Here is a 23,691-nt window from a genome sequence, read left to right as displayed (position 1 = left end):
TTATCATTTCCGAAAGGTAGAACTGACATGACTGACAAAAAAAACAGTATCGACACCCAGCTGATAACAGGTACGGAAAGTCTGCGCATTTTCGAAGGGCTCAATCGCGGCATGTCACGCCGCAATGCATTGCAAATGCTGGGAATGGCCGGGGTGGCCGTGGCGGGCGCGGGCAGCCTGTTCGGCGCCGCCGGCAAGCTGTTCGCCGATGAGGAGGCCGCCGCCCCTGGCAAAGGCAAGCCTGGCGGGCGCATTCGCGTCGCAGGCTCGACCAGTTCCACCGCCGACACCCTCGATCCGGCCAAAGGTTCATCGTCCACCGATTATGTGCGCCATTACATGTTCTATAACGGGCTGACGCGCTTCGACAGCCACATGGTGCCGCAACTGGAACTGGCCGAGCGTATCGAAACCACCGACGCCACGCTTTGGGTGATCAGCCTGCGTAAGGAAGTGACCTTCCACAATGGCAAGGCCCTGACCGCCGCCGACGTGGTGTTTTCGCTGCTGCGGCACAAGGACCCGATCACCGGCTCCAAGGTCCTGCCGCTGGCGTCGCAGTTCGCCGAAGTCAAAGCCGTCGGCACTCATGAAGTGCAGATACAGTTGAGCGGTCCCAACGCCGAGCTGCCGTCGATCCTGGCCGTCTCCCACATGTTGATCGTTCCCGAGGGCACCAGCGATTTCAGCCAGGGCATCGGTACCGGTCCGTTCAAGGTCAAGGAGTTCAAGCCTGGGGTGCGCTCCATTGGTGCGCGCAATACCAACTACTGGAAACCCGGCTTGCCGTACCTGGACGAGATCGAATTCATCGGCATCGCCGACGAATCGTCACGGATCAACGCCCTGTTGTCGGGGGACGTGCATATCGTCAACGAGGTCAACCCACGCTCGACGACTCGCATCAAGGCCAGCGCCAAGCACCAGGTCATCGATTCACCGTCGGGCAACTACACTGACCTGATCATCCGCCAGGACCAGATGCCGGGCAAAAGTCCGGAATTCACCCAGGCCATGAAGTTGCTGCTGGACCGGGAACAGATCAAGTCGGCGATCTTCCGGGGCTATGCCAGGGTCGGCAACGATCATCCGATCGCACCCGGTGCACGTTTCTACAACGCCGAGTTGCCACAACGGGCCTACGATCCGGAGCAGGCCAAGTTCCTGCTCAAGAAGGCCGGCATGGAAAACATCAGCATGCCGCTGATGTGCTCGCCAGCGGCGACCGGCTCGGTGGACGTCGCGGTGTTGCTGCAGCAGTCCGCCAAGGAGGCGGGACTCAAGCTCAACGTCAACCGCCTGCCGAGCGACGGCTACTGGTCCAACCATTGGGCCAAGCATCCACTGAGCTTCGGCAACATCAACCCGCGGCCCAATGCCGACATGCTGTTCTCGCAGTTCTTCCAGTCGAGCGCACCGTGGAATGAATCGGGTTGGAAAAACGAACAGTTCGACCAGCTGTTGGTGCAGGCCCGAGGTGAAACCGACGAGGTCAAGCGCGGCAAGATGTACGGCGACATGCAGGTGCTGGTGCATGAGCACTGTGGCATCGGCGTACCGGTATTCATCAGTAACATCGATGGCGCCGATCAGCGCGTAAAGGGTTACGGCGCCAACCCCCTGGGCGGTTTCATGGGCTACATGTTTGCCGAGCAAGTCTGGCTGGACGCCTGATGACCGCCGGGTTTGGGCCATATTGCATGAGGGTCGGATGATGAATAGCAACACACTCTGGTTGATCGGCCGCCGCCTGGGGGCGGCGGTCGTGACCTTGTTGATTGTCTCCATGGTGGTGTTCGCCATCACGGCAGTGCTGCCGGGGGACGCGGCGCAACAGGCGCTGGGGCAGTTCGCCACACCGGAACAGGTGGCGGCCCTGCGGATGAAAATGGGGTTGGACCAGCCCGGTGTGTTGCGTTACCTGCATTGGCTGACGAGCCTGCTCAGCGGTGATTTGGGGATGTCGATCTCCAACGCCATGCCGGTCGTCGACTTGATGGCCGGGCGGGTCCCCAACACCTTGATGCTGGCGGCTGCCACGGCGTTGGTATCGGTGCCTGTGGCCTTGACCCTGGGTATCGGTTCGGCGATGGGGCGTGGCGGGCGTGTCGACAGCTTCCTGAGCTTCTTCACCTTGACCATGGTGGCGGTGCCGGAGTTTCTGGTCGCTACCTTGGCGGTGCTGATATTCGCGGTGAACCTGGGCTGGTTGTCGGCACTGTCCTACGCCAGTGACATCACCTCACCCTGGCAATTCATGCGCACCTACGCCTTGCCGGTGATGACGCTGTGCTGCGTGATTGTCGCGCAAATGTCGCGCATGACCCGGGCGGCGGTGATCGATCAACTCGACAGCCCTTACGTGGAAATGGCCCGCCTCAAGGGCGTCAGCAATATCCGGATCGTCCTTCGACATGCCTTGCCCAATGCCATTGGCCCCATCGCCAATGCCATCGCCCTGAGCCTGTCCTATCTGCTGGGCGGGGTGGTGATCGTGGAAACGATCTTCAACTACCCCGGCATCGCCAGCCTGATGGTCGATGCCGTGACCAACCGCGACATGGCCCTGGTCCAGGCCTGCACCATGTTGTTTTGTACGGCGTACCTGGCGTTGGTGTTGATTGCCGACCTGTGCGCGATCCTTTCCAACCCGAGGCTGAGAAACCAATGAACAACCTCATTGTGAAGTCCCCGACGGCGGCCGTTGCGCTGGGGCTGGGCAAAGACGCCCACGCCAAGTCCTGGCTTGGCCTGGTCGGTGCCGCGATGTGTGTGATCTGGTTGCTGGTGGCCATCTTCGGTCCGTGGCTGGCGCCGCATCCGGTGGGAGAGGTGGTCTCTGACAACGTCTTCGACAGCCTGAGCGCGACATACCCGTTCGGCACCGATTACCTGGGCCGCGACATGCTCAGCCGGATCCTCGTCGGCGCACGCTTCACCGTCGGCCTGGCGTTGGTGGCCGCGGTGTTGTCCAGCACCCTGGGAACCAGTCTGGCGCTGTTGTCGGTGGTGTCGCCAAAGTGGCTGGATGAGCTGATCAGTCGCCTGATGGACGCGTTCATCTCGATCCCCAGCAAGATGTTGGCACTGATCATGGTCTCGGCCTTCGGCTCCTCGGTCACCTTGCTGATCTGCACCGCGGTGTTGAGCTACACCCCGGGCGCTTTCCGCATTGCCCGCAGCATGGCGGTGAATATCGAAGCCCTGGAATACGTGCAAGTGGCCCGTACCCGTGGCGAGCGCCGGCTGTACATCGCTTGTGTGGAAATCCTGCCGAACATACTCAACCCGGTGCTGGCGGACCTGGGCCTGCGCTTCGGTTTTATCGTGCTGCTGCTCAGTGGCATGAGTTTCCTGGGGCTGGGCGTGCAACCACCGGATGCCGACCTGGGCTCGCTGGTGCGCGAGAACATCGGTGGCCTCAATCAGGGGGCGCCGGCCATTGTGATTCCGGCCCTGGCCATCGGCACCCTGACCATCGGTGTGAATCTGTTCATCGACCGGTTGTCGTCGCGACGTAGCCGACGTTCGGGAGGTCATTGAAATGAGTGAATTGATTCGAGTACAGGACCTTCGAGTGGTCGCCTGTGGCGAACAAGGTGAAGTGGATATCGTCAAGGGTGTCAGCTTCTCCCTGCAGAAAGGCGAAGTGTTGGCGTTGATCGGTGAGTCCGGTTCCGGCAAGACCACCATTGCCCTGGCGCTGCTTGGTTATGCCCGGCGCGGTTGTCGCCTGGCGGGCGGCGTGGTGCAGATCGGCGAGCATGACATGCTGGCGTCGAGCGAGAGCCAGTTGCAGAAGTTGCGGGGCAACCGGGTGTCCTATATCGCCCAGAGCGCCGCAGCGGCATTCAACCCGGCGAAAAAACTGATCGACCAAGTGGTGGAGGGCGCTCTGATTCATGGTCTGGGTAGTCGGGCGGTGCTTGCAGCCAAGGCCATCGAGTTGTTCCGCGACCTGGCCCTGCCAGACCCTGAGCGCATCGGCCAGCGCTACCCCCATCAGGTGTCCGGCGGGCAACTGCAACGGGTGATGGCGGCCATGGCGCTGATCAGTGATCCGTTGCTGGTGGTGCTCGACGAGCCGACCACGGCCCTCGATGTGACAACCCAGATCGATGTGCTGCGGGCCTTCAAGCGAGTGGTCCGTGAACGTGGGGCCACGGCCGTCTACGTGTCTCACGACCTGGCGGTGGTGGCGCAGATGGCTGACCAGATCGTGGTGTTCAATGGCGGCGAAATCTTCGAACACAGCGCCACGGCACCGTTGCTCAAGGGGCCGGCCCACGAATACACCCGCAGCTTGCTGGCGGCGGCGCGACCGGACACGACGATCCGTCCGCCGAGCGACCTCGCCCAAGAGACGCCGTTGCTGACTATCCAGGGGCTCACCGCCGGCTACGGCAACAAAAACGCCCAGGGCATGCCAGCGATTCGCGTGCTGGAAGACATTGACCTGACGGTTCGCAGAGGCCAGGCCATCGGCGTCATCGGTGAGTCGGGCTCCGGCAAATCGACCTTGGCACGGGTCGTGGCCGGATTGTTGGTACCGGCCCTTGGCGGCTTGACCTTCGATGGCCAACCCCTGGGGGGCAGCCTGTCGTCGCGCACCTCCGAGCAGTTCCGACGTATTCAAATGGTCTTCCAGAATGCCGACACCGCGCTCAACCCGATGCACAGCGTCAGCACGATCCTGAGCCGTCCGCTGAAGATGTATTTCGGCCTCAAGGGCGCGGCTTTGCGCGAGCGTGTCGGCGAATTGCTGGACCTGGTGCGTCTGCCGCGGGCGCTGGCGCAGCGGCGTCCGAACGAACTGTCCGGCGGGCAGAAGCAACGGGTCAACCTGGCCCGGGCCTTGGCGGCCAAGCCGGACCTGATTCTCTGCGACGAGGTGACCTCGGCGCTGGATACCGTGGTCGGTGCGGCGATTCTCGAACTGCTGCGCGATCTGCGCCAGCAACTGGGGGTGTCCTATTTGTTCATCAGCCACGACATCTCCACCGTGCGCGCCTTGTGTGACGACATCGTGGTGATGTACAGCGGCCACAAGATCCAGGCCGGCACGCGCCAATCCTATGCCGAGGCACCGTTCCATCCGTATACCGACCTGCTGATCCATTCCGTACCGGAACTGCGCCAGGGCTGGCTGGAAACCTGTGGGGCAACGACCTGCCAGACGTTGCCGCCCGTTGGCCCTAAAGCCAACGTGCCCGGCCTGTGCACCTTTCTCAGTCGCTGCCCGGTACGGGTCGACGGCTTGTGCAATTGTGTCGCGCCGCAACGGCGGATGATTGTGGGCGGCAGTGAAATCCTCTGCCACCACGACAGTGCGGAACTGATGAAGACCCAGCAGTCCAACAGCGTTAACGTGGCGGCGTATGCCTGAACCGGCGTTTCGTCAGGCTGGTCGACATCAAGCGCTTCTTCTTTTTTAGTCGAGCAATGGAGCAAGGCCTCATGAAACCCCGTGTGTTGGACATTCTCAAACGGCTGATGGCCTTCGATACCGTCTCCTCGGAATCGAACATGGCCTTGATCGAGTACGTGCGCGATCTGCTGCTGACCAAGGGCATCGAGTCACTGATCGTCCAGGATGAAAGCGGCAAGAAAGCCAATCTGTTTGCCAGTACCGGGCCACGGGACGTACCGGGGATCCTGCTGTCCGGGCATACCGACGTGGTGCCGGCGGCGGGGCAGGCCTGGACCTTTCCGGCTTTCGAGGCGACGGTGCAGGACGGGCGGATTTATGGCCGTGGCAGTTGCGACATGAAGGGTTTTATCGCACTGGCTGTCGACGCCATGCTCGAGGCCACCGAGCAGCCATTGAGCCGGCCCTTGCAATTGGCCCTGTCCCATGACGAAGAGATCGGTTGCGTGGGGGTGCGTCGTTTGCTCGATGTGCTGCATCTGGCACCGGTCCGGCCGCTTCTGTGCGTCATCGGCGAGCCAACCAATATGCAGTTCGTACTCGGGCACAAGGGCAAGGGTTCCTACCGTACTTACTGTCGTGGCCTGGAAGCGCATTCCTCCCTGGCACCGCGCTCGGTCAATGCCATTCACGTGGCCTGCGACTTCATCGCCGCGCTGCGCCTGAGCCAGCAGCAGTTGCAAGAGCAGGGCGCCCGGGATACCGATTACGACGTGCCCTACAGCACCGTGCATGTTGGACAGATTGTCGGCGGCAAGGCGCTGAACATTGTGCCTAATCTGTGCACCCTGGACTTCGAAGTGCGTAACTTGCCGGCGGACGACCTGGACGGGTTCCTCGAACAGATGCGCGAGCGCGCCGAACTGATCGTCGGCGAAGCCAGGAAGCTCTCCAGTGTGGCCGCTATCGAAATCGAGACCCTGAATGTCTACCCGGGCCTCGATACCCACCCGAGCGTCGAAGCGGTGCGTTTCCTGAAAAACTTTGCCGCGCCGGACACCGGCACGGCCAAGGTCTCATTCGGCACCGAGGGCGGCTTGTTCAAACAACGCCTGGATGTGCCGGTGGTGGTCTGCGGGCCAGGCTCGATAGAACAGGCGCACAAGCCTGACGAGTTCATCGAGATCAGCCAGATGGACGCTGGCGAGCGCTTCCTGCAAGGGTTAGTGGGTTCAATGCATCGCTAGTGTTCCGTCTGCGTGATTGAACAATCCGTCACCACGCCTGCAACCCCAAGGGTTTCATCGCCTGATCGAGGCGCACGGCGATCAATCCCCACCCACGGTAGAGCATGCCGTCGAAGGCTGATTTTCAGCATTCACGGCTGTAGGGCCGGCGTTTTCAGCATCCTCGTCCAGGGCGAAACAATAGACTGAAGGCTGTCTCAAAACAGGACCCGATGCCATGCTCAAGAATCGCCTGAAAGACCCCAGCCTGCTGGTAGAACGCGCTTACATCGACGGCCAGTGGGTCGGCGCCGACAACGCCGCGACCGTGGACGTTATCAACCCGGCCACCGGCGAAGTGCTCGCCAAGGTCCCCGCGATACAAGGCAGTGAAACCCGGCGGGCCGTCGAAGCCGCCGATCGTGCCTGGCCGGCCTGGCGTGCACGTCCGGCGGCAGAACGGGCGGCGCTGCTGGATCGCTGGTATCAGGCCATGATCGACAACCTCGACGACCTGGCGTTGATCTTGACCTGCGAACAGGGCAAGCCGCTGGCAGAAGCCCAGGGCGAAATTCGCTACGGAGCCAGCTTCGTCAAATGGTTCGCCGAAGAAGCCCGACGGGTCTACGGCGAAACCATCCAGGCCCCCAGCGGTGATCGCCGCTTGCTGACCCTCAAGCAACCGGTCGGTGTTTGCGCCGCGATCACCCCGTGGAACTTCCCCAACGCGATGATCACCCGCAAGTGCGCGCCCGCCCTGGCCGCCAGGTGCACGATCGTGGTCAAGCCGTCGGACCTGACCCCGCTCTCGGCCCTGGCCCTGGCGGTGTTGGCCGAGCGGGTCGGCATTCCGGCCGGGGTATTCAACGTCGTGACCGGCATGCCCGCCGGCATTGGTGAAGAACTGACCGGCAACCCGACCGTGCGCAAGCTGTCTTTCACCGGGTCCACGGCGGTCGGTCGCCTGCTGATGCGCCAGAGCGCCGAACACATCAAGCGCTTGAGCCTGGAACTGGGCGGTAACGCACCGTTCATCGTGTTCGACGACGCTGACCTGGAGCAGGCCGTGACCGGCATCATGCTCAGCAAATTCCGCAACGCCGGGCAGACCTGCGTCTGCGCCAACCGGATCCTGGTGCAGGATGGGATCTACGAGCGCTTCGCCCAGCGTCTGGTGGAGGAGGTGGGCAAGCTCAAGGTCGGCGATGGCCTGGATGCCGGCGTAAACATAGGTCCACTGATCAATACGGCGGCGGTCAGCAAGGTCGCTCGACATATCGACGAGGCCTTGAGTCAGGGCGCTCGTCTACTCTGTGGTGAAATCCCCAAGGGCGACAGCCAGTTCGTCCGGCCGACGGTACTCGGTGAGGCCCATGCCGGAATGCTGCTGGCCAATGAAGAGACCTTCGGCCCCGTTGCACCGCTGATGCGCTTCAACACTGAAGAAGAGGCGCTGGCCTCGGCCAACGCAACCCCTTACGGCTTGGCCGCCTATTTTTTCACCCAGGACTTGCGCCGCTCATGGCGGTTCGGCGAGGCGCTGGAGTTCGGCATGGTCGGGCTCAATACCGGGCTCATTTCCATGGACGTCGCCCCCTTTGGCGGTATCAAGCAATCGGGCCTGGGGCGTGAAGGCAGCAAGTATGGCCTGGACGAGTTCCTTGAAGTCAAAGCCTTCCACATGGGTGGCCTGTGATCCGGTCAGCATTTGAAGAGAGGAGGCACGGTTGATGAGCAAACCATTCAGAATCGCCGCGATTGCCGGCGACGGCATCGGTAAGGAAGTCCTGCCGGAAGGGCTGCGGGTATTGGAACAGGCCGCGAAGAAATGGCAATTGGACTTGAGCATCGAAGTGCTCGACTGGGCCCACTGCGATTATTACCTGGAGCACGGGCAGATGATGCCCGACGACTGGTTCGCGCAGCTCAAGGACTTCGACGCGATCTACTTTGGCGCCGTGGGCTGGCCGGACAAGGTGCCGGATCACATTTCCCTGTGGGGGTCGCTGCTGAAGTTCCGCCGGGACTTCGACCAATACGTGAACATCCGGCCGGTGCGGTTGTTTCCCGGCGTACCGTGCCCGCTGGCCGGACGCGAAGCCGGGGACATCGACTTCGTGGTGATCCGCGAAAACACCGAGGGCGAATATTCCTCGATCGGCGGCAAGATGTTCGAAGGCACCGAGCATGAGTTCGTGCTGCAGGAGTCGGTGTTCACCCGCCGCGGCGTGGACCGGATTCTCAAGTTCGCCTTCGACCTGGCCCAGACCCGGCCGCGCAAACGCCTGACCGCGGCGACCAAGTCCAACGGCATCTCCATCAGCATGCCGTACTGGGACGAACGCACCGCGCTCATGGCGCAGCAGTACCCGGACGTCACCTGGGACAAGCAACACATCGATATCCTCTGCGCGCGCTTCGTGCTTCAACCCGACCGTTTCGATGTGGTCGTGGCGTCGAATCTGTTCGGCGACATCCTGTCCGACCTGGGCCCTGCCTGCGCCGGCACCATCGGCATCGCCCCTTCGGCGAACCTCGACCCGGAACGGCGCTTCCCCTCGTTGTTCGAACCGGTCCATGGTTCGGCGCCGGATATCTATGGACGGAACATCGCCAACCCGATTGCGATGATCTGGTCCGGCGCCTTGATGCTGGACTTCCTCGGCAATGGCGATGAGCGCTACCGTGCGGCCCATGATGGGATTCTCAAGGCCATCGAGCAGGTGATCGCCGCGGGGCCGATCACGCCTGATCTAGGCGGGCAGGGCTCGACCCAGGATGTTGGTCAGGCGATTGCGATGGCGCTTTGAACTGAACATCGCGAGCAAGCTCGCTCCCACATTGGATTTTCAGAAGCCACAGACCTCATGTACACCGCGCTCCCCTTGTGGGAGCGAGCTTGCTCGCGATGGCGTTGCGTCAGTCGACATCATCATTGCTGAAGGTCTGCCATCGCGAGCAAGCTCAGCTCCCACAGGGGAAGCGCGGCCTCACCAACCCAAAAAAGCCCCGCCAGACATCACTTGCAGACGTAGAACTTGCGCACATAGACGCTGCTCTTCCAGGCGCAGGGGGCGCCTCGCGGCACGAACACTGTATCGCCCGTGTTGACCGCCAGTTCGGAACCATCGGCGATCTGGAGAATGATGCTGCCTTCGATCAGGTGCATCAGTTCATGCATTGTGTGTGGCCGCGCCTTGCGGACATAGGGTGTCGAGTCCCAGATGCCGATACGCAGGTTGGTCGCGTCCTCGACGAACACGTTGTTCGAGCGACATTGCGGTGTCGGGCTCAGCAGGAACTCTTCACTCGGCGGCGTCGAAGGGGAGAGCAGGGAGTATGGGGGGAGGGCGGTCAATCCGACAGTGCCTGTTTCAACAGGCTGGGTATCGGCACAGAATGCCCAGAACGAGCCAGGTAGCGCGTCGATCTGAACCGATGTACCACGTGCGATCACGGCGCTGTCGCCCGGATTGAGTTCGAGCGCGTGATCCTGGCTCTGCAAGATGACGCGTCCCGCGTGAACCACGATCGTTTCACTGTACGGGTAATGGTCGACGCTGAATTGTCCGCTCGCCTGGACGACACCGGCAGCCATGTTATCCGTCCCGACATAAGCGATCTGTCGGTCGAAAGGATCGTTGGCGTCCAATGAGCCGCAGGTGAATGCTGTGGACGCGGGAGTGCCGTCGGCATGTGCGAGCAGCACGGCAGTGGGTTCTAGCATGAGGGTGTTTCTCCAGGAGAGTGAATGGTGTAGCTGTGAGGTAGGGGCGTCAGCCGATGGCCTGGGTCACCAGCGCAAACTGGTGTACGCCGCCGCTGGCTTGGGGCGGGGTCCCACGAACCATTTGTGCGACGGTGTCGACCTGCTTCAGCCCGGCTTCTTCCAGCCAGGAACCGAGGCCGCTGTCGGGCAGTACATCCATGCGCACGAAAGCATCCGGCACTTGCGCCAACAACACCGCGATCAGGTGCTTGGCCTGCTCTGGATTTTCCGCAACGACCGGGCCGATGTAACGACCACGACCGAAGGAACGCAGGAGGGCGAACGCTCGCAATTGCCCCTCACGCTCGATACCCACGACGTCTTCGACACTCTCGAACAGATCGTTGAGCACGGCATGCCGGTCCAGGCCGCTGCCGGCGTTGGCGAGTGCGATCACGTCGTTTCGATCGGCGTCGGCCAGGTGGCGCAGGCGCTCACCGGATGGCAGGTCCGTGGGGGCCGGAGGCGATACGTTTCCTTGGTGTTGTTGGATATGCCCAAAGTCGACGAATCCCTGGCTGACATAAAGAGGTGCGCCGGCCAGCGTCGCATTGAGCATGGGGGTCTGCGAACCGCACGCCTGGAGTGCCAGCTCCATCAGTTTTCGACCGATGCCCTGGCCCTGGTACTCATCGCTGACGATCACCAGGCCGATCGTGGCGTAGTCACCCTGTGGGCAGGTGAACGCCGTACCGATCAGGCGGCCTTCGTCCTCTGCGACAAAACCGTGCGAGACACGCTGCAGCATGGCCCAGTCTTCCAGGCGGTGGGGCCACTTCAACCGCACGGACAAGGCATGAGCCGATGTCACATCGGCAGGCGTCATGGGGCGATAGATATAGGCGGGGCGTTGCGTGTTGGACATGACAGATCTCCATGGACAGGGAGCGTGACCGGTCGGATTTCTCCGCTGAAAGTGTTGGTATCTCACCTGCCGCCAGGCCTGACAAGAGGCGGACATTGATTCGGTAGATTGCATAAGTTGCGGCTTCGCGCGCCGCAGTTATTGCTCAAATCGGGATCAGGCTCAGCAGCAAATATCAGCGGATTTTCCGTCGGTGTTTTTCTCGTAGGTGCATGACACGCGCAGGTCAGTAACGGCGCTGAGGGTCAATCTGGCCGAGCATCGATTCGCCACGTTGATGGCGACGGATATTGTCCAGCAACACGCCAAAGGCGCTTTCGGGCTGGGTCATCGCCGCGATATGCGGCGTCAGCAATATTTGCGGATGCTGCCAGAACGGGTGATCCGGCGCGGCCGGTTCCTGTTGCAATACGTCGAGCACCGCGGCACTGAGCTGGCCACTGGCTAGGGCCTCGAGCAGATCCTCTTCTATCAGATGCCCGCCGCGGCCCATGTTGACCAGGGCAGCCCCCTTGGGTAGATGGTGGAACAACTGGCGGTTGAGAATCCCTCTGGTCTGCTCGGTCAATGGCAAGACACACAACACGATGTCGCATTGGCCGAGGAACGCCGGGAGCTGTTGGTCACCGGCAAAGCAATCCACCCCGGCGATGCGGTGTTCGCTGCGTGCCCAACCTGACAAGGCAAAACCAAAGGTCTGCAAGGTGGCCAGGATCTGCTGGGCCTGCATGCCTAGCCCCATGACGCCGACACGACGTTGGGCCGCCGGTTGCAGCAAGTGCGCCTGCCAGCAACGGGCGATCTGTTGCTGGCGATAACGGAGCATGTCCCGGTGCAGGCTGAGCACGGCGAAACTGGCGTACTCGCACATGCCCCGGGTGATGCCAGGGTCGAGTAACCGGACCACCGGCAGGGACGTGGGCAGGCGATCGAGGTCAAGCTGGTCGACCCCGGCCGACAAGGCGAACAGCACCTCCAGGTTCGGCAGCAATGTTTCGAGGTCGTTCGGCGCCTGCCAAGCGGCGAGGTAGCGAATATCCTTCGGATCGCCGATGTCCGGCCAGGCACGCCATTCGATATCCGGCGCGTGCTCGGCGAATAGACGCTTCCATTGTTCGCCGCGTACCGGGTCGGCTTTATAAAGCAGGGCCATGGGTCACTTCTCGTACTGGATGGGGAACCTCCAGCATGCCCGAGTGGCAAAGTAGGATGTATCAAAAGAGCCTGCGTAATCACACATCACTGCGTTGTATAGGGCGTCTGCCAGCAGATTCCATGGGACTGGAGGCGGCTGAAGGAATCTGCTGTTTGCCGGGGTTAAAACAGTCGATCCGAATTTCCCAGAGGCCAAGTTCGGCTTAGACAATCGCGTCGAACGCTTAACCTGTGGAACACATCGCAGCCGTTTCCCGGTTGCCTGGTTCACTGTGGGAGATGCCATGAACAGTAAAGTCGAAGAAACCCCAAGTTTGCTCCGTCAACGCGATCAATTCGTGCCTCGGGGTCTGGTCACCGCACATCCGCTGGTCATCGACCGGGCCAAAGGGGCTGAAGTGTGGGACGTGGATGGGGCGCGCTACCTGGACTTCGTCGGCGGCATTGGCGTCCTGAACATCGGCCACAATCATCCGAAGGTAGTCGCGGCCGTGCAGGCCCAATTGCAAAAGGTCAGCCATGCTTGCTTCCAGGTGGTGGCGTACAAGCCCTATCTCGACCTGGTCAAGCGCCTGTGTGGGTTGGTGGGTGGTCAGCAAGCCTACAAGGCGGCGCTGTTCACCTCTGGCGCAGAGGCGGTGGAGAACGCGGTGAAGATCGCCCGCGCCCATACCAATCGTCCCGCGGTGATTTCCTTTCGTGGCGGTTTTCATGGACGTACCTTGCTGGGTACTACGCTGACGGGCATGAGCCAGCCCTACAAGCAGAACTTCGGGCCTTTCGCACCGGAAGTCTTCCATACCCCATACCCGAATGCCTATCGCGGTTTCAGCAGCGAGATGGCGTTGCAGGCCCTGGATGAGTTGCTGGCGACCCAAGTCGCTCCGGATCGAGTCGCGGCGATCATCATCGAGCCGGTGCAGGGCGACGGCGGTTTCCTTTCTGCGCCACCCGAGTTTCTCCAGGCGCTGCGGACCCTGACCGAGCAACACGGCATCGTACTCATCCTCGATGAAATCCAGACCGGCTTCGGCCGTACCGGCAAATGGTTCGGTTTTCAGCACGCCGGCATTCAGCCGGACCTGGTCACTGTCGCCAAGAGTCTGGCAGGTGGCCTGCCCATTTCGGGCGTGGTGGGGCGTGCGCACATCATGGACGCACCATTGCCCGGTGGTCTTGGCGGCACCTATGGCGGCAACGCCTTGTCCTGTGCCGCCGCGCTGGCGGTGATCGACGCTTACGAACAGGAGCAGTTGCTCGAGCGTGGCCAGGTCCTGGGCGAGCGGCTGCGTCAGGGCCTGCTGCGCTTGCAGGCACGTCACTCGCGCATCGGTGACGTGCGCGGCAGCGGCTTCATGCTGGCCATCGAATTGATCAAGGACGATGAGGCCCGCAGCCCCGATGCCGAACTCACCCAACAACTGATCGACCAGGCCAGGGTAGGCGGGCTGTTGGTGATCAAATGCGGGGTGTACCGAAATGTCCTGCGCTTCCTGGCGCCCCTGGTCACCGAAGAAAGTCAGATCGACGAAGCACTGACCATTCTTGAAGCAGCATTGCTGCGCGTGTTGGATTAATCTCAGGTCTCGGTCGGCCCGCAGTAGCGATGTGCCGACCGGGGGCATTTAGCGCATATGGATTGATGAATGCATCATGGGAGGCGACACATGCACCTGACTGATTATCGTGCGCTGCTGATCGATTGCGACGAAGTCCTGGTCGATCGGGATTCCGGTGTCTGGACGGCCCTGCAACCTTTGCTCGACAACCATCCGGGCACGCCTGGCAGGGAAGCGGTGCTGGCTGAGTTCGACGAGGCGGTGCGCGGGCTCTATCCGCGTTATTCCGAACTGGGCTTCAGTGGTTTGTTGTGCTTTGCCCATCGTCAACTGGCAGAGCGCCTGGGGCTCAAGGTCAGTTGGGAGGAGGGCATGAGCTTTGCCCGTTCGGCCAGCAACTGGTCGCTGTTCGAGGACGCGCCGGGTGCCATGTTGTACCTGCGCAAATTCTACCGGCTGCTGGTGTACTGCGATCGTGATGCCGAGGATCGTGACCCGCTCTGCGAGCGCTTGGGAATTCCCCCCGAGGACCTGCATTCCCGCGCCAACAATCCATTGGAGGACGAGGCATGGTTGCTGGCGAACAAGCTCACGCCTGAAAACATCATGCAAGTGTCCAGGCCGCCCGCATCCCCGCCAAAATCGGCTGGCCTGTGCCTGATCCGCCGTGGCCATGAGCCTGATAATCAAGCATATTCCGCCGATTTCTACATCACCAGCATGGCCGACCTCGTCGCTCAGCATCAGCTATCTTTGCGGCGTTGAATTTGCTAAAACCACTGTCAACCTGAAGACAACCGAGGGGTACCCGATGGAAGGTTTAATAAAACTAGACCGAATTGATATCAGTATCCTTGTTGAACTTCAAAAGGACGGTCGAATGACCAACGTCAGTCTCGCCGATGCCGTGGGCCTGTCATCCAGCCCCTGCCTGCAGCGAGTCAAGCGGCTCGAGTCGGCCGGTTATATTTCCGGCTATCGGGCTCATCTCAATCTGGCCAAGATCACTGACTCGGTCACGGTCTTCACTGAAATTACACTCAGCGACCACAAGCGCGAGGACTTTGCCAAGTTCGAGTCCAATATTCGCTTGGTTGATGAGGTGCTGGAGTGCCATTTGATCAGCGGCGGCTACGATTACCTGGTGCGCTTCATGACGTGCAGTATCCAGCATTACCAGGAAGTGATCGAAGGGTTGCTGGACAAGAACATCGGCATTTCCAAGTACTTCAGTTACATCGTCATCAAATCCCCCGTGCTCAAGGATGGGGTGCCGCTGCGTAGGTTGCTGCGCCACTGATACGTCCCAGCGCCAGCCGTCCATGACGGCAATCCCTCGAACGGGTCCTTACGACCTTCAAGCAGCCCCAGCGCTGCCGGAATCAATGCGCCTCGGCATTGCGATCCGATCAATCGGCGTGTGAATTCAAGTTCTTCAGGCCCTGCGCAAACGCCGGGGCGTGGGTGTGCGCGAGCTTTTCACGTCGGTGCCGTGGCGCAAAACGGGGACATTTGTCCCCTTTTGCAATTCGATGTTCATAAAACCGTAACACGACTGTTGCAGAGTTCCCCAGCCCGTCATCACAAGGAATTTCTTTCAATGAAAAGTTTGATGAAGTCTGTTGCGCTCGCCGTTACGCTTTCTCTTGGTGCCACTTCGGCGTCGTTCGCTGCAGAAAGCGTCCGTCTGACGGGTTCTGGCGCGAGTTTCCCGGCGCCGATCTACCTGACCTGGTTCAAGGATTTCAGCAAGAAATCCGAAGGTGTCACTGTGGATTACCAATCCAAGGGCAGCGGCGCGGGTGTACAGGACTTCCTGAATAAAACCGTTGATTTCGCCGCCAGTGACTCGGCAATGAAAGACGAGGATATCGCCAAGGTTACCGAAGGCGTGCAGCTGCTGCCGATGACCGCCGGGGAAATCGTGCTGGCCTATAACCTGCCGGGCAATCCTAAAGGCCTGAAGTTGCCACGCGATGTGTACTCAAACATTTTCCTGGGCAAGATCACCCGCTGGAACGATCCAAAGATCGTCGCCGCCAACCCGGACCTGAAACTGTCCGATACGCCGATCACGGTGGTTGTACGTGCGGACTCCAGCGGTACCACCGCGGTATTCACCAAGCACTTGGCGACCATCAATCCGGAGTTCAAGCAGGCGCTGGGGGAGGGCAATACCGTCAACTGGCCGGCCAGTGACAAGTTCATCAAGTCGCCGAAGAACGATGGTGTGACGGCTACCGTGCGCCAGACGCCGGGCGCGATCGGCTACATCGAATACGGCTTCGCCAAACTTGCCAAGGTTGACTTCGCCCAGTTGCAGAACAAGGCCGGCCAATACGTCGTGCCAAACGCCGAGAGCGGTGCCGAGGCTCTGGCAGCGGTGAAGATGCCGGATAGCCTGGTGTCCTGGTTGCCTGATCCGGACGGCGCCAAGTCGTACCCGATCACCTCCTACACCTGGATGATTTTCCGCAAGAACAACGGCAACCCGGCCAAGGCCAAGGCCATGCGTGAAATGGTCGAATACAGCCTGACCGAAGGGCAGAAAATTGCCGATTCGATGGGTTATATCCCGTTGCCGCAATCGGTTGTCGACCAGGTTCGCAAAGCGTCCGCCAACATTCAGTAACGCCTGAGGCCTCTCTCGGCGTGTGCTGTCAGCCATGCCGGGAGAGTTTCCCCCTTGTTCCGGACTTAGCCAATGAACAAACCCTTTGTCGTACCGGTTAATCCAGATTCTGCCTGCCAACCACCGTCCGCGAAGGACTTCCTGGTTGATCGCACCTTTCGTGCGCTTGCGCGTATTGGGGTCATTCTGGTTCTGGCGTTGGTATTTGCCCTCGTATTCGAAGTGGGACGCAAGGCGCTGCCTGGCATGGAAAAGCACGGGTTTGATGTGCTCCTAGGCACCGTCTGGGACGTGAACCAGGGTAAATACGGCATCTTGCCGGCAATCTGGGGCACGCTCTACAGTGCCTTCATCGCATTGCTGATCGCGGGCTTTTTCGGCGTCAGCATGGCGATTTTCCTGACCCAGGACTTCCTGCCCCCCAAGCTCGCCGCCATTTTCCGCACCATTGTCGAATTACTCGCGGCCATCCCCAGCGTCGTCTACGGCCTGTGGGGGATCTACGTGGTGATTCCGGCGATTCGGCCACTGACCACCTGGTTGAACAGCGAACTCGGCTGGGTGCCATTTTTCGGCACATCCTTGAGCGGGCCGGGGCTGCTTCCTGCGGCGTTGGTGCTCGCCATCATGATTCTTCCGACCATTGCCGCTGTTTCGCAGGATGCGCTTACGGGCGTACCGATGAAAACCAAACAGGCCGCCTACGGCATGGGGACCACCCACTGGGAAGCGATTCTCAAGGTGATGGTGCCATCGGCCGCCACGGGCATTTTCGGTTCTTTGGTACTTGGCCTGGGACGCGCGTTGGGTGAAACGATGGCACTGGCCATGCTGGTAGGCAACGCGAATAACATTTCCCTCTCGCTGTTCGCCCCGGCCAACACCCTGGCGGCCTTGCTGGCCCTGAACTTCCCCGAAGCCGGGCCGAACGAGATCGAGGTGTTGATGTATGCCGCACTGGTGCTGATGTTGATCACGTTGATCGTGAACGTCTTCGGCTCCTTGATCATGATGTACGCCCAACGGGGTAATAAGTGATGACCGACCTGACTGCTGCAACAGACTTGACGGCTCCAGCAGGCGCGATGCCCAGCCTGCAGCGCAAGTTCGAGGGCCGCGCCCTGCGCAGCCTGATCTTGACCACCCTGGTCTGGGGCGGGGCGCTGCTGGCCAGCGTGCCGTTGATTTCCGTGCTCTACATGCTGATCACCCGCGGCGGCGCTCGCCTGAACCTGGAAGTCTTCACCGAACTGCCGCCGACGGGCTTCGAGATGGGCGGGGGCTTCGGCAACGCGATGGCCGGTACCTTTGTGATGGTGGGTATCGCGGCGGCAATCGCGGTACCGGTCGGCATCATGGCGGCGATTTTCCTGGCTGAACTGGGGCCGGACAGCAAGCTGGCAAACGCTGCGCGCTTTGCCGCCAAGATGCTCACGGGGCTGCCTTCGATTCTGGCCGGGGTGTTCGCTTACGCCCTGGTGGTGATGACCACCGGCACTTATTCGGCACCGGCCGGTGGCGTAGCGCTGGCAGTCCTGATGCTGCCTATCGTCGTGCTGACGGCGGAAGAGTCGATGCGGATGGTGCCCAAGATCATGAAGGATGCCGCCTATGGCATGGGCTGCACCCGCTCGCAGGTGATCTGGAAAATCGTCTTGCCCACCGGCATGCCGGCGATCCTGACCGGCGTCATGCTGGCGGTGGCACGGGCCGCGGGCGAAACAGCGCCGCTGTTGTTCACCGCGCTGTTCAGCAACTACTGGATCTACCACCAAGGCAGCCTCGAGGTCATGAACCCGACGGCATCGCTTGCCGTGCTGATCTACAACTTCTCCGGCATGCCGTTCGACAACCAGCTCGAGCTCGCATGGGCGGCCTCACTGGTGCTGGTGATGATCGTGCTGGTCGTGAATATCATCAGCCGTATCTTCGGCAAGCCCAAGTATTAAGAACGGGAGCATCTGATCTTGAACGTATCCACTGCGCAAATAGCCGCTCCGTTTGTCACCCAGGCACCTGTAGTCATGGACTGCAAACTGGACAAGATTTTCTACGGCAACTTCATGGCGGTACGTGACAGCCATGTGCCGATCGAGAAAAACAAGATCACCGGTTTCATCGGGCCATCCGGCTGCGGCAAGAGTACCGTGCTGCGCAGCCTGAACCGGATGAACGATCTGGTGAAAGGCTTCCGTTTCGAAGGCCACGTGCACTTCCTTGGGCAAGATGTCTACGGCAAGGGCGTTGACCCGGTGGTCGTGCGCCGTTACATCGGCATGGTGTTCCAGCAGCCGAACCCGTTCTCGATGAGCATCTTCGACAACGTCGCGTTTGGCCTGCGCCTCAACCGCTACAAAGGCGATATAGGCGATCGGGTCAAGCATGCGCTGCAAGGCGCCGCCCTGTGGGATGAAGTCAAGGACAAGCTCAAGGTCAGCGGCCTGTCGCTCTCCGGCGGCCAGCAACAACGCCTGTGCATCGCCCGCGCCATCGCCACCGAGCCGGAAGTCCTGCTGCTGGATGAGCCCTGTTCGGCACTCGACCCGATCGCTACCCGGCGGGTCGAGGAATTGATGGTCGAGTTGAAGAAGGATTACACCATCGCGCTGGTCACCCACAACATGCAGCAAGCCATCCGTGTCGCTGACACCACTGCGTTCTTCTCGGTGGATATTTCCCAGGGCACGCGTACTGGCTATCTGGTTGAAATGGGCCCGACGACGCAGATTTTCGACAACCCACGTGAACAGATGACCGGTGACTACATCAGCGGCAAGTTCAGCTAACCATACATCCGGTCAAGGCCGCATACCTGCAGAAGCCAAATGGATTTGGCGGGCATCCGGTAGACATTTACCAAGCGTTTCCAAGGAGCACCAATGCCTGCTACGCATCGCCTTGATTTGCCTGCGATTGAACATGCACTACGCGAAGTGCAACACCGCTTCGCCGAGCTCAGCCGGCACTTCACGGAACCGCGCGATCCCTTGACTGACGAAGTGCTGCACAACGTGCTTGAAGGCTACGCGTTGATTGACGACTATGTTGCCCGCGGCGTCGATCTGTTCGACCTTCAGCACCTGAACCTGATGCTCGAGATCAACGCCACGGTGCTTTGTGGCCGAGACCCGACGCGCCGCCTGGAATACGCCCAGCACCTGGCCGCGACCGAGGCGCATTTCTTCAACAACGTTGAGGGAGGCATCAAGGACTTGTTCAATTGGTATTGCGCGTACCGCAGCGAATCCGTCTGGAAGCGTGCGGCTGGCGTCTATGTGCGCATTCTCAGCAAGCCGCAGTTGTTCATTGAAGGGAACAACCGCAGTGGGTCGCTCATCGTCAGCTACCTGCTCATGCGTGCGGGCTTGCCGCCCTTCGTGTTGACGCTGGAAAACGCCAAAGGCTACTTCAACCCGTCATCGGTTATACGCAACTCTGCCAAACATGGAGTCAAGGCGTTGTACGAACTGCCCAAGATCAAGAAAAAATACGCAGCCTTCCTGGAAGAACAAGCGCCTGACCCGATGAAGTTTTTCCTCAAGGGCAAGTCTTTGCCCCTCTCTCAGGGTGGCCATTGATGAGCGGGAACTCAGCGCTCGCCAAATGCAAAACCTTCGGCAGCCGGGCAGGGCAGGCCATCCGCTGCGCCATCCCGATGCAGATATCCAGGCGGCCGCGCATACGCATTTCGTTTGATATCGATGACACGCTCGCCTGCCAACTCCACCACTGCGAAGTCGAACAAAGCCGATTGCCGGCCTGTGTTCATCGCTGGCTGGGTGAGCCATTGCGCAGGGGGACACGCTCCCTGATCCGAGAGCTGCGCCGCCAGGACTGCAGCATCTGGGTCTATACATCGTCCGGCCGCACGCCGTCCTACATCCGGCGTTGGCTGTTGCTCTACGGCATCCGCGTCGACGGTGTGGTCAACAGCGTGCTGCACAATCAGGCGCTAACGGACCATGGGCTGTCGAATACACCCTCGAAGTATCCGCCGGCGTTCGATATCGACTTGCATGTCGATGATTCCGAAGGCGTACAGATTGAAGGTGATGACCATGGCTTTCGTGTTGTCGTGGTGCATCCGGAAGATGACGGCTGGGCCCATAAAGTGCTGGAGGCGGTCGCCATTGTTCAGGCGCAGCTGGCTTGGCAGCAGATGCCTGTCCAACGACCTTCGTTACACCGGGTGCCGACTGTTTAGCGGGTGATTGCGAGCCGCGTCCCTTTAGCAGGCCGAACCCGCTCGGTCGCTCCAGCTCATCCCTCAGCCTCGTCAATGGAAAAACGCGGGCGAGGGCAGAGAGTGATGGCCTTTTGATTTCAAGCGAATATCGCTAGAATTCGTCCCCCCTCTCTGTGAGCGGCATCAATATATTAAGCAAGGAAGTCGATATGCAATTTGGAAAAGCCATTGGCCTTGCCTTGGCCTTGAGCCTCAGTGGATGCGCCAGTTTCACCAAAGATGAAGTCGCCCCCGTGAATCTGCCTTCGATGGCCAGCTATTCGAACAAACCGAACGTCTATGTCGACTTCGATTTCTATCAGGGCGAACCCGACAATGCCAAAGCCACCGAGGTGCCTCAGGCCCGTGACATGCTCAAGCCCGATCTGAAGCGAGCCTTCGATGAATCAGGGCTTTTCGGGCGTGTAGTGTTCGACGAGTTCCAGAAGCAACCCGGCGACTACAGCCTTCGCCTGAAGGTCTACAACCATGCGCCAGGCGGTGGGCAAATGGTCTGGGCGTTCATCAGCGGCCTCACGTTCACGGTCATTCCTGCGCTGGCAACCGACCAGTACACCGTGAGCCTGGAAACCTTGGACAATCAGGGCCAGCCGTTGGGCAAGACCAGCAATCATGACGCGGTCAACACTTGGATGGGTATCTGGTTCCTGCCGCTGGCGGGTAACACCCCCAAGGCTGCCATCACTGACACCTTCAATCGCCAGGTCAATGCGCTGCTGAAAAACTGGGTCGACAACAACCGCATGAAATATTCCGCTGTCGATACCCACATCCCACGGGGTTGAGACCGATAGAAAAAGAGCCGCAGTCGCGGCTCTTTTTTTTTTGATCACTTCAACGCTTGAGTGAACTGTGGGTCGTTGTACAAGCTCCTGAGCAAATCTTGCAGCATAGGGTTGTAGTTGTTAGCCGCCGCCGGAATGGCGATCGGACCGAAGAAGCTACTGTCCCACTCACGCTGCACGTCTTTGGTGGTTTCGTACAAAACCTGATCACCTTTACGCAGGGTGAAGCGTGCAGCCAGCTCGCCGTGCCCAGTGCCCGCGCCGGCGGTGAGCTGGCTCTTAACCAACTGAACCTGCAGCTGCCGATCAGCACGAGGATCCAACAGACCAGCCTGACGCAGCTCATCGTTGATCGCGGCTTGGATGTGCAGTGGAATGCTGCCCACGGGCGAAGAAATCGGGTTCAGACGCACCATCAGCGACCCTTGACCCGTATCGGCATTCACCTGCGTCTCGCGCAGGGACTGCATGGGCTCATTTTTCTTGAGCTGCTGAACGTTCTGGAAATTGGGTTCATAGCGGGTCATGGTCACGCCGCAGCCCTGGAGCAGCAATGCGCAGAACGGTAGAGCCAGGTAGAGCTTCTTCACAGCAAATCCTTATGTGCTTTTTTAGAGAGGGGGATTATCGACAGATAGCGTTGAGCCATCAAGGGTGGGGGTGGGTTTATGCGTACTTAAACATCGTGTGGACGGATCAGTCATTCACGTACCCCCGATAAACTAACCGGTCTACTCACGAACCGCCGCCGGGAAACGCTTCGACAGACCTGGAGAAAGGACTGCCATTGCGACTCTGTCCATGATGAGCGGCGTTTTACCTGGCGCAAGTCATGTCTGCAAGTTGCATGAGGTTCTTTCGAGCTGGAAGCACCAAATATCCTCGTGTGGGCCGTCTTGGGTGAACACTGTTACATCTCACCCTGAACTCCTGATTAAATATGGCCAATATAAATGTATCTAGGGCAAGCGCCCACGCTGTTTTGGCGGATAATGCCAAGACACTAAGCATGCATGCTGGCATGCTTAGATGCGTTACTCTTGAAGGGCACCCGTTGAATGCCGATTGTGGCTATAGGCATTTCATAAAATTTGGCATATATTCACCTCAAGCTAAACATATTAGGTGATATATCTACATGGCATCTGTACTAACGCAGTCCCTGGTTGAGTTTATGGAGAGCGTGGCCTTGGCGAATGGAGGCAGGTGGGATCATCACGCCTATTGTTATTTAAACTTTCAGACTTCCGTTCAGGTGGCAGTGGAGGAGGGTGATTCATTCGGTGCGCTTCCTGGGGCCTTCAGTACCACCAAGCAGTTTTTTAAATGGGCAAAATTAAACGAGCTGATCAAAGTGTCTGTTGGCACCCCATCAAATCCTGCGTTCATGACGCATGGCGTGGACAATAGCTCGTTTAACTTGAGAGGCAGCTCATTTATCTGGGTCAAAGCCACGTCGTCAAAATACAGAGTGGCACTGCTGGCTTGGTTGAATTACCTACGCGATGATCGAAAGCTATTTGAAGTGCAGGGGCGTGCTGCGATTGTTTACGAGCGAGTCGCAGCTTCTGTGGAAGCGGGTGCCATCCGTAAAAAAGTATCCCCAGGTCGCCGCGCGAAGCTGGTTAAAATTTTCAGAGCCATGGCCGCGCGCTGTCAGATTGCTTCTTCCTCTGAACAGGCTGCCATTAAAGACAGCCACCTGCTCAAGCCATTTGACTCGACACTGGATGCGGATCATGTCATCAATAAAAAATCCCTGAAAGATCTACCGCACGCGTGGGTAATGTTAGCGCCCGTCATCGCGAGCTCGAATAGAAGGTTTGGCCTTGCCGTTGAGCAATACGCCGTACCTTTTACTGCACAGCAAGGTCCAATTGGCTTGGACGCAGTGACCACATTCAAGTTGTTCGCCGCCACGTTTCCTTCAACTGCTAACACCTTGGACAAACAAGTCACTGCTTTTAGAAAACGATTTATCCCAAGAGGGCCAGGGCTCAAGGCCGAGTTGGAGACGGTTGCCGATAAGCTGCGTGGGTTTGTAGACAGAACCAATACGACCTTCATCCGTTAAGTCTTGTAAGAC

At 59.8% G+C, this 23,691-nt stretch carries 22 protein-coding genes; 18 read left to right on the top strand and 4 right to left on the bottom strand.

The features are described 5' to 3' along the window. Positions 1-27: 27 nt before the first annotated feature. The 7 genes from BM317_RS06260 to BM317_RS06230 all read left to right on the top strand — a co-directional run bounded on the left by BM317_RS06260 (position 28) and on the right by BM317_RS06230 (position 9,404). Positions 28-1,674, top strand: coding sequence for an ABC transporter substrate-binding protein (locus BM317_RS06260; protein ID WP_092473531.1), 1,647 nt, complete (start codon positions 28-30; stop codon positions 1,672-1,674). A gap of 40 nt (positions 1,675-1,714) precedes the next feature. Continuing rightward, the gene (locus BM317_RS06255) at positions 1,715-2,671 is read left to right on the top strand and encodes an ABC transporter permease (RefSeq protein ID WP_092165009.1); all 957 of its coding nucleotides are present in this window, start codon (positions 1,715-1,717) and stop codon (positions 2,669-2,671) included. Continuing rightward, positions 2,668-3,543 carry an ABC transporter permease gene (locus BM317_RS06250; protein WP_053121195.1) on the top strand — a complete coding sequence of 292 codons (876 nt, stop codon included), beginning with the start codon at positions 2,668-2,670 and terminating at the stop codon, positions 3,541-3,543. Before BM317_RS06255 ends, BM317_RS06250 begins: the two co-directional genes overlap by 4 nt. A 1-nt stretch (position 3,544) precedes the next feature. After that, positions 3,545-5,386, top strand: coding sequence for an ABC transporter ATP-binding protein (locus BM317_RS06245; RefSeq protein WP_092473529.1), 1,842 nt, complete (start codon positions 3,545-3,547; stop codon positions 5,384-5,386). 71 nt (positions 5,387-5,457) lie between these two features. After that, the gene (gene argE, locus BM317_RS06240; RefSeq protein ID WP_092473528.1) at positions 5,458-6,615 is read left to right on the top strand and encodes an acetylornithine deacetylase; all 1,158 of its coding nucleotides are present in this window, start codon (positions 5,458-5,460) and stop codon (positions 6,613-6,615) included. A 217-nt stretch (positions 6,616-6,832) separates the two neighbouring features. Further along, positions 6,833-8,290 carry an NAD-dependent succinate-semialdehyde dehydrogenase gene (locus BM317_RS06235; RefSeq protein ID WP_092473524.1) on the top strand — a complete coding sequence of 486 codons (1,458 nt, stop codon included), beginning with the start codon at positions 6,833-6,835 and terminating at the stop codon, positions 8,288-8,290. A 34-nt stretch (positions 8,291-8,324) separates the two neighbouring features. Next, positions 8,325-9,404, top strand: coding sequence for a tartrate dehydrogenase (locus BM317_RS06230; RefSeq protein ID WP_092164506.1), 1,080 nt, complete (start codon positions 8,325-8,327; stop codon positions 9,402-9,404). Between the two features lie 209 nt (positions 9,405-9,613). On the opposite strand, the gene BM317_RS06225 is transcribed toward BM317_RS06230, so the two are convergent. The 3 genes from BM317_RS06225 to BM317_RS06215 form a co-directional block, all read right to left on the bottom strand. Then, positions 9,614-10,321, bottom strand: coding sequence for a cupin domain-containing protein (locus BM317_RS06225; protein WP_092473522.1), 708 nt, complete (start codon positions 10,319-10,321; stop codon positions 9,614-9,616). Positions 10,322-10,370: 49 nt separating this feature from the next. Continuing rightward, positions 10,371-11,228, bottom strand: coding sequence for a GNAT family N-acetyltransferase (locus BM317_RS06220; protein ID WP_092473520.1), 858 nt, complete (start codon positions 11,226-11,228; stop codon positions 10,371-10,373). Between the two features lie 226 nt (positions 11,229-11,454). After that, entirely contained in the window at positions 11,455-12,381 is a 927-nt protein-coding gene (locus tag BM317_RS06215) for a 2-hydroxyacid dehydrogenase (protein WP_092473519.1), read from the bottom strand. Between the two features lie 286 nt (positions 12,382-12,667). On the opposite strand from BM317_RS06215, the gene gabT reads away from it, so the two are divergent. The 10 genes from gabT to BM317_RS06165 all read left to right on the top strand — a co-directional run bounded on the left by gabT (position 12,668) and on the right by BM317_RS06165 (position 21,605). After that, positions 12,668-13,960, top strand: coding sequence for a 4-aminobutyrate--2-oxoglutarate transaminase (gene gabT / locus BM317_RS06210; RefSeq protein WP_092473517.1), 1,293 nt, complete (start codon positions 12,668-12,670; stop codon positions 13,958-13,960). Between the two features lie 90 nt (positions 13,961-14,050). Then, on the top strand, positions 14,051-14,707 hold the full coding sequence (locus BM317_RS06205) for an HAD family hydrolase (protein WP_092473515.1): 657 nt from the start codon (positions 14,051-14,053) through the stop codon (positions 14,705-14,707). Positions 14,708-14,753: 46 nt separating this feature from the next. Continuing rightward, a complete protein-coding gene (locus tag BM317_RS06200; protein WP_008146530.1) occupies positions 14,754-15,242 on the top strand; it encodes an Lrp/AsnC family transcriptional regulator in 489 nt (162 codons plus the stop codon). A gap of 300 nt (positions 15,243-15,542) precedes the next feature. Beyond that, entirely contained in the window at positions 15,543-16,574 is a 1,032-nt protein-coding gene (pstS, locus tag BM317_RS06195; protein ID WP_092473513.1) for a phosphate ABC transporter substrate-binding protein PstS, read from the top strand. 72 nt (positions 16,575-16,646) lie between these two features. Beyond that, a complete protein-coding gene (gene pstC, locus BM317_RS06190) occupies positions 16,647-17,612 on the top strand; it encodes a phosphate ABC transporter permease subunit PstC (RefSeq protein WP_060742350.1) in 966 nt (321 codons plus the stop codon). Then, positions 17,612-18,523: a phosphate ABC transporter permease PstA gene (gene pstA / locus BM317_RS06185; protein WP_060742349.1), complete on the top strand. Its 912-nt coding sequence runs from the start codon at positions 17,612-17,614 to the stop codon at positions 18,521-18,523. Before pstC ends, pstA begins: the two co-directional genes overlap by 1 nt. Positions 18,524-18,598: 75 nt before the next feature. Next, the gene (pstB, locus tag BM317_RS06180; RefSeq protein ID WP_025214260.1) at positions 18,599-19,360 is read left to right on the top strand and encodes a phosphate ABC transporter ATP-binding protein PstB; all 762 of its coding nucleotides are present in this window, start codon (positions 18,599-18,601) and stop codon (positions 19,358-19,360) included. A 93-nt stretch (positions 19,361-19,453) separates the two neighbouring features. After that, the gene (locus BM317_RS06175) at positions 19,454-20,152 is read left to right on the top strand and encodes a hypothetical protein (RefSeq protein ID WP_092164499.1); all 699 of its coding nucleotides are present in this window, start codon (positions 19,454-19,456) and stop codon (positions 20,150-20,152) included. Positions 20,153-20,229: 77 nt separating this feature from the next. Then, positions 20,230-20,778 carry a hypothetical protein gene (locus BM317_RS06170; protein WP_092473608.1) on the top strand — a complete coding sequence of 183 codons (549 nt, stop codon included), beginning with the start codon at positions 20,230-20,232 and terminating at the stop codon, positions 20,776-20,778. Positions 20,779-20,969: 191 nt separating this feature from the next. Continuing rightward, complete coding sequence (locus BM317_RS06165) at positions 20,970-21,605, top strand: hypothetical protein (RefSeq protein WP_092164498.1); 636 nt, start codon at positions 20,970-20,972, stop codon at positions 21,603-21,605. 44 nt (positions 21,606-21,649) lie between these two features. Here the strand turns inward: BM317_RS06165 and BM317_RS06160 are convergent, their stop codons facing one another. Beyond that, entirely contained in the window at positions 21,650-22,195 is a 546-nt protein-coding gene (locus BM317_RS06160; RefSeq protein ID WP_092164497.1) for a hypothetical protein, read from the bottom strand. 548 nt (positions 22,196-22,743) lie between these two features. Here BM317_RS06160 and BM317_RS06155 point away from each other — a divergent pair. Next, positions 22,744-23,679, top strand: coding sequence for a hypothetical protein (locus tag BM317_RS06155; RefSeq protein WP_092473511.1), 936 nt, complete (start codon positions 22,744-22,746; stop codon positions 23,677-23,679). The last annotated feature ends 12 nt before the right edge of the window (positions 23,680-23,691 follow it).

The organism is Pseudomonas sp. NFACC24-1 (genome assembly GCF_900115235.1).
GTDB lineage: Bacteria > Pseudomonadota > Gammaproteobacteria > Pseudomonadales > Pseudomonadaceae > Aquipseudomonas > Aquipseudomonas fluorescens_AA.
This window is presented reverse-complemented; position numbering and strand designations above follow the sequence as displayed.

What these genes read in the sequence shown, in the direction of transcription:
- BM317_RS06260 (WP_092473531.1), top strand. Translation starts at nt 28, where the DNA reads ATGACTGACAAAAAAAACAGTATCGACACCCAGCTGATAACAGGTACG.
- BM317_RS06255 (WP_092165009.1), top strand. Translation starts at nt 1,715, where the DNA reads ATGAATAGCAACACACTCTGGTTGATCGGCCGCCGCCTGGGGGCGGCG.
- BM317_RS06250 (WP_053121195.1), top strand. Translation starts at nt 2,668, where the DNA reads ATGAACAACCTCATTGTGAAGTCCCCGACGGCGGCCGTTGCGCTGGGG.
- BM317_RS06245 (WP_092473529.1), top strand. Translation starts at nt 3,545, where the DNA reads ATGAGTGAATTGATTCGAGTACAGGACCTTCGAGTGGTCGCCTGTGGC.
- argE (WP_092473528.1), top strand. Translation starts at nt 5,458, where the DNA reads ATGAAACCCCGTGTGTTGGACATTCTCAAACGGCTGATGGCCTTCGAT.
- BM317_RS06235 (WP_092473524.1), top strand. Translation starts at nt 6,833, where the DNA reads ATGCTCAAGAATCGCCTGAAAGACCCCAGCCTGCTGGTAGAACGCGCT.
- BM317_RS06230 (WP_092164506.1), top strand. Translation starts at nt 8,325, where the DNA reads ATGAGCAAACCATTCAGAATCGCCGCGATTGCCGGCGACGGCATCGGT.
- BM317_RS06225 (WP_092473522.1), bottom strand. Translation starts at nt 10,321, where the DNA reads ATGCTAGAACCCACTGCCGTGCTGCTCGCACATGCCGACGGCACTCCC.
- BM317_RS06220 (WP_092473520.1), bottom strand. Translation starts at nt 11,228, where the DNA reads ATGTCCAACACGCAACGCCCCGCCTATATCTATCGCCCCATGACGCCT.
- BM317_RS06215 (WP_092473519.1), bottom strand. Translation starts at nt 12,381, where the DNA reads ATGGCCCTGCTTTATAAAGCCGACCCGGTACGCGGCGAACAATGGAAG.
- gabT (WP_092473517.1), top strand. Translation starts at nt 12,668, where the DNA reads ATGAACAGTAAAGTCGAAGAAACCCCAAGTTTGCTCCGTCAACGCGAT.
- BM317_RS06205 (WP_092473515.1), top strand. Translation starts at nt 14,051, where the DNA reads ATGCACCTGACTGATTATCGTGCGCTGCTGATCGATTGCGACGAAGTC.
- BM317_RS06200 (WP_008146530.1), top strand. Translation starts at nt 14,754, where the DNA reads ATGGAAGGTTTAATAAAACTAGACCGAATTGATATCAGTATCCTTGTT.
- pstS (WP_092473513.1), top strand. Translation starts at nt 15,543, where the DNA reads ATGAAAAGTTTGATGAAGTCTGTTGCGCTCGCCGTTACGCTTTCTCTT.
- pstC (WP_060742350.1), top strand. Translation starts at nt 16,647, where the DNA reads ATGAACAAACCCTTTGTCGTACCGGTTAATCCAGATTCTGCCTGCCAA.
- pstA (WP_060742349.1), top strand. Translation starts at nt 17,612, where the DNA reads ATGACCGACCTGACTGCTGCAACAGACTTGACGGCTCCAGCAGGCGCG.
- pstB (WP_025214260.1), top strand. Translation starts at nt 18,599, where the DNA reads ATGGACTGCAAACTGGACAAGATTTTCTACGGCAACTTCATGGCGGTA.
- BM317_RS06175 (WP_092164499.1), top strand. Translation starts at nt 19,454, where the DNA reads ATGCCTGCTACGCATCGCCTTGATTTGCCTGCGATTGAACATGCACTA.
- BM317_RS06170 (WP_092473608.1), top strand. Translation starts at nt 20,230, where the DNA reads ATGCAGATATCCAGGCGGCCGCGCATACGCATTTCGTTTGATATCGAT.
- BM317_RS06165 (WP_092164498.1), top strand. Translation starts at nt 20,970, where the DNA reads ATGCAATTTGGAAAAGCCATTGGCCTTGCCTTGGCCTTGAGCCTCAGT.
- BM317_RS06155 (WP_092473511.1), top strand. Translation starts at nt 22,744, where the DNA reads ATGGCATCTGTACTAACGCAGTCCCTGGTTGAGTTTATGGAGAGCGTG.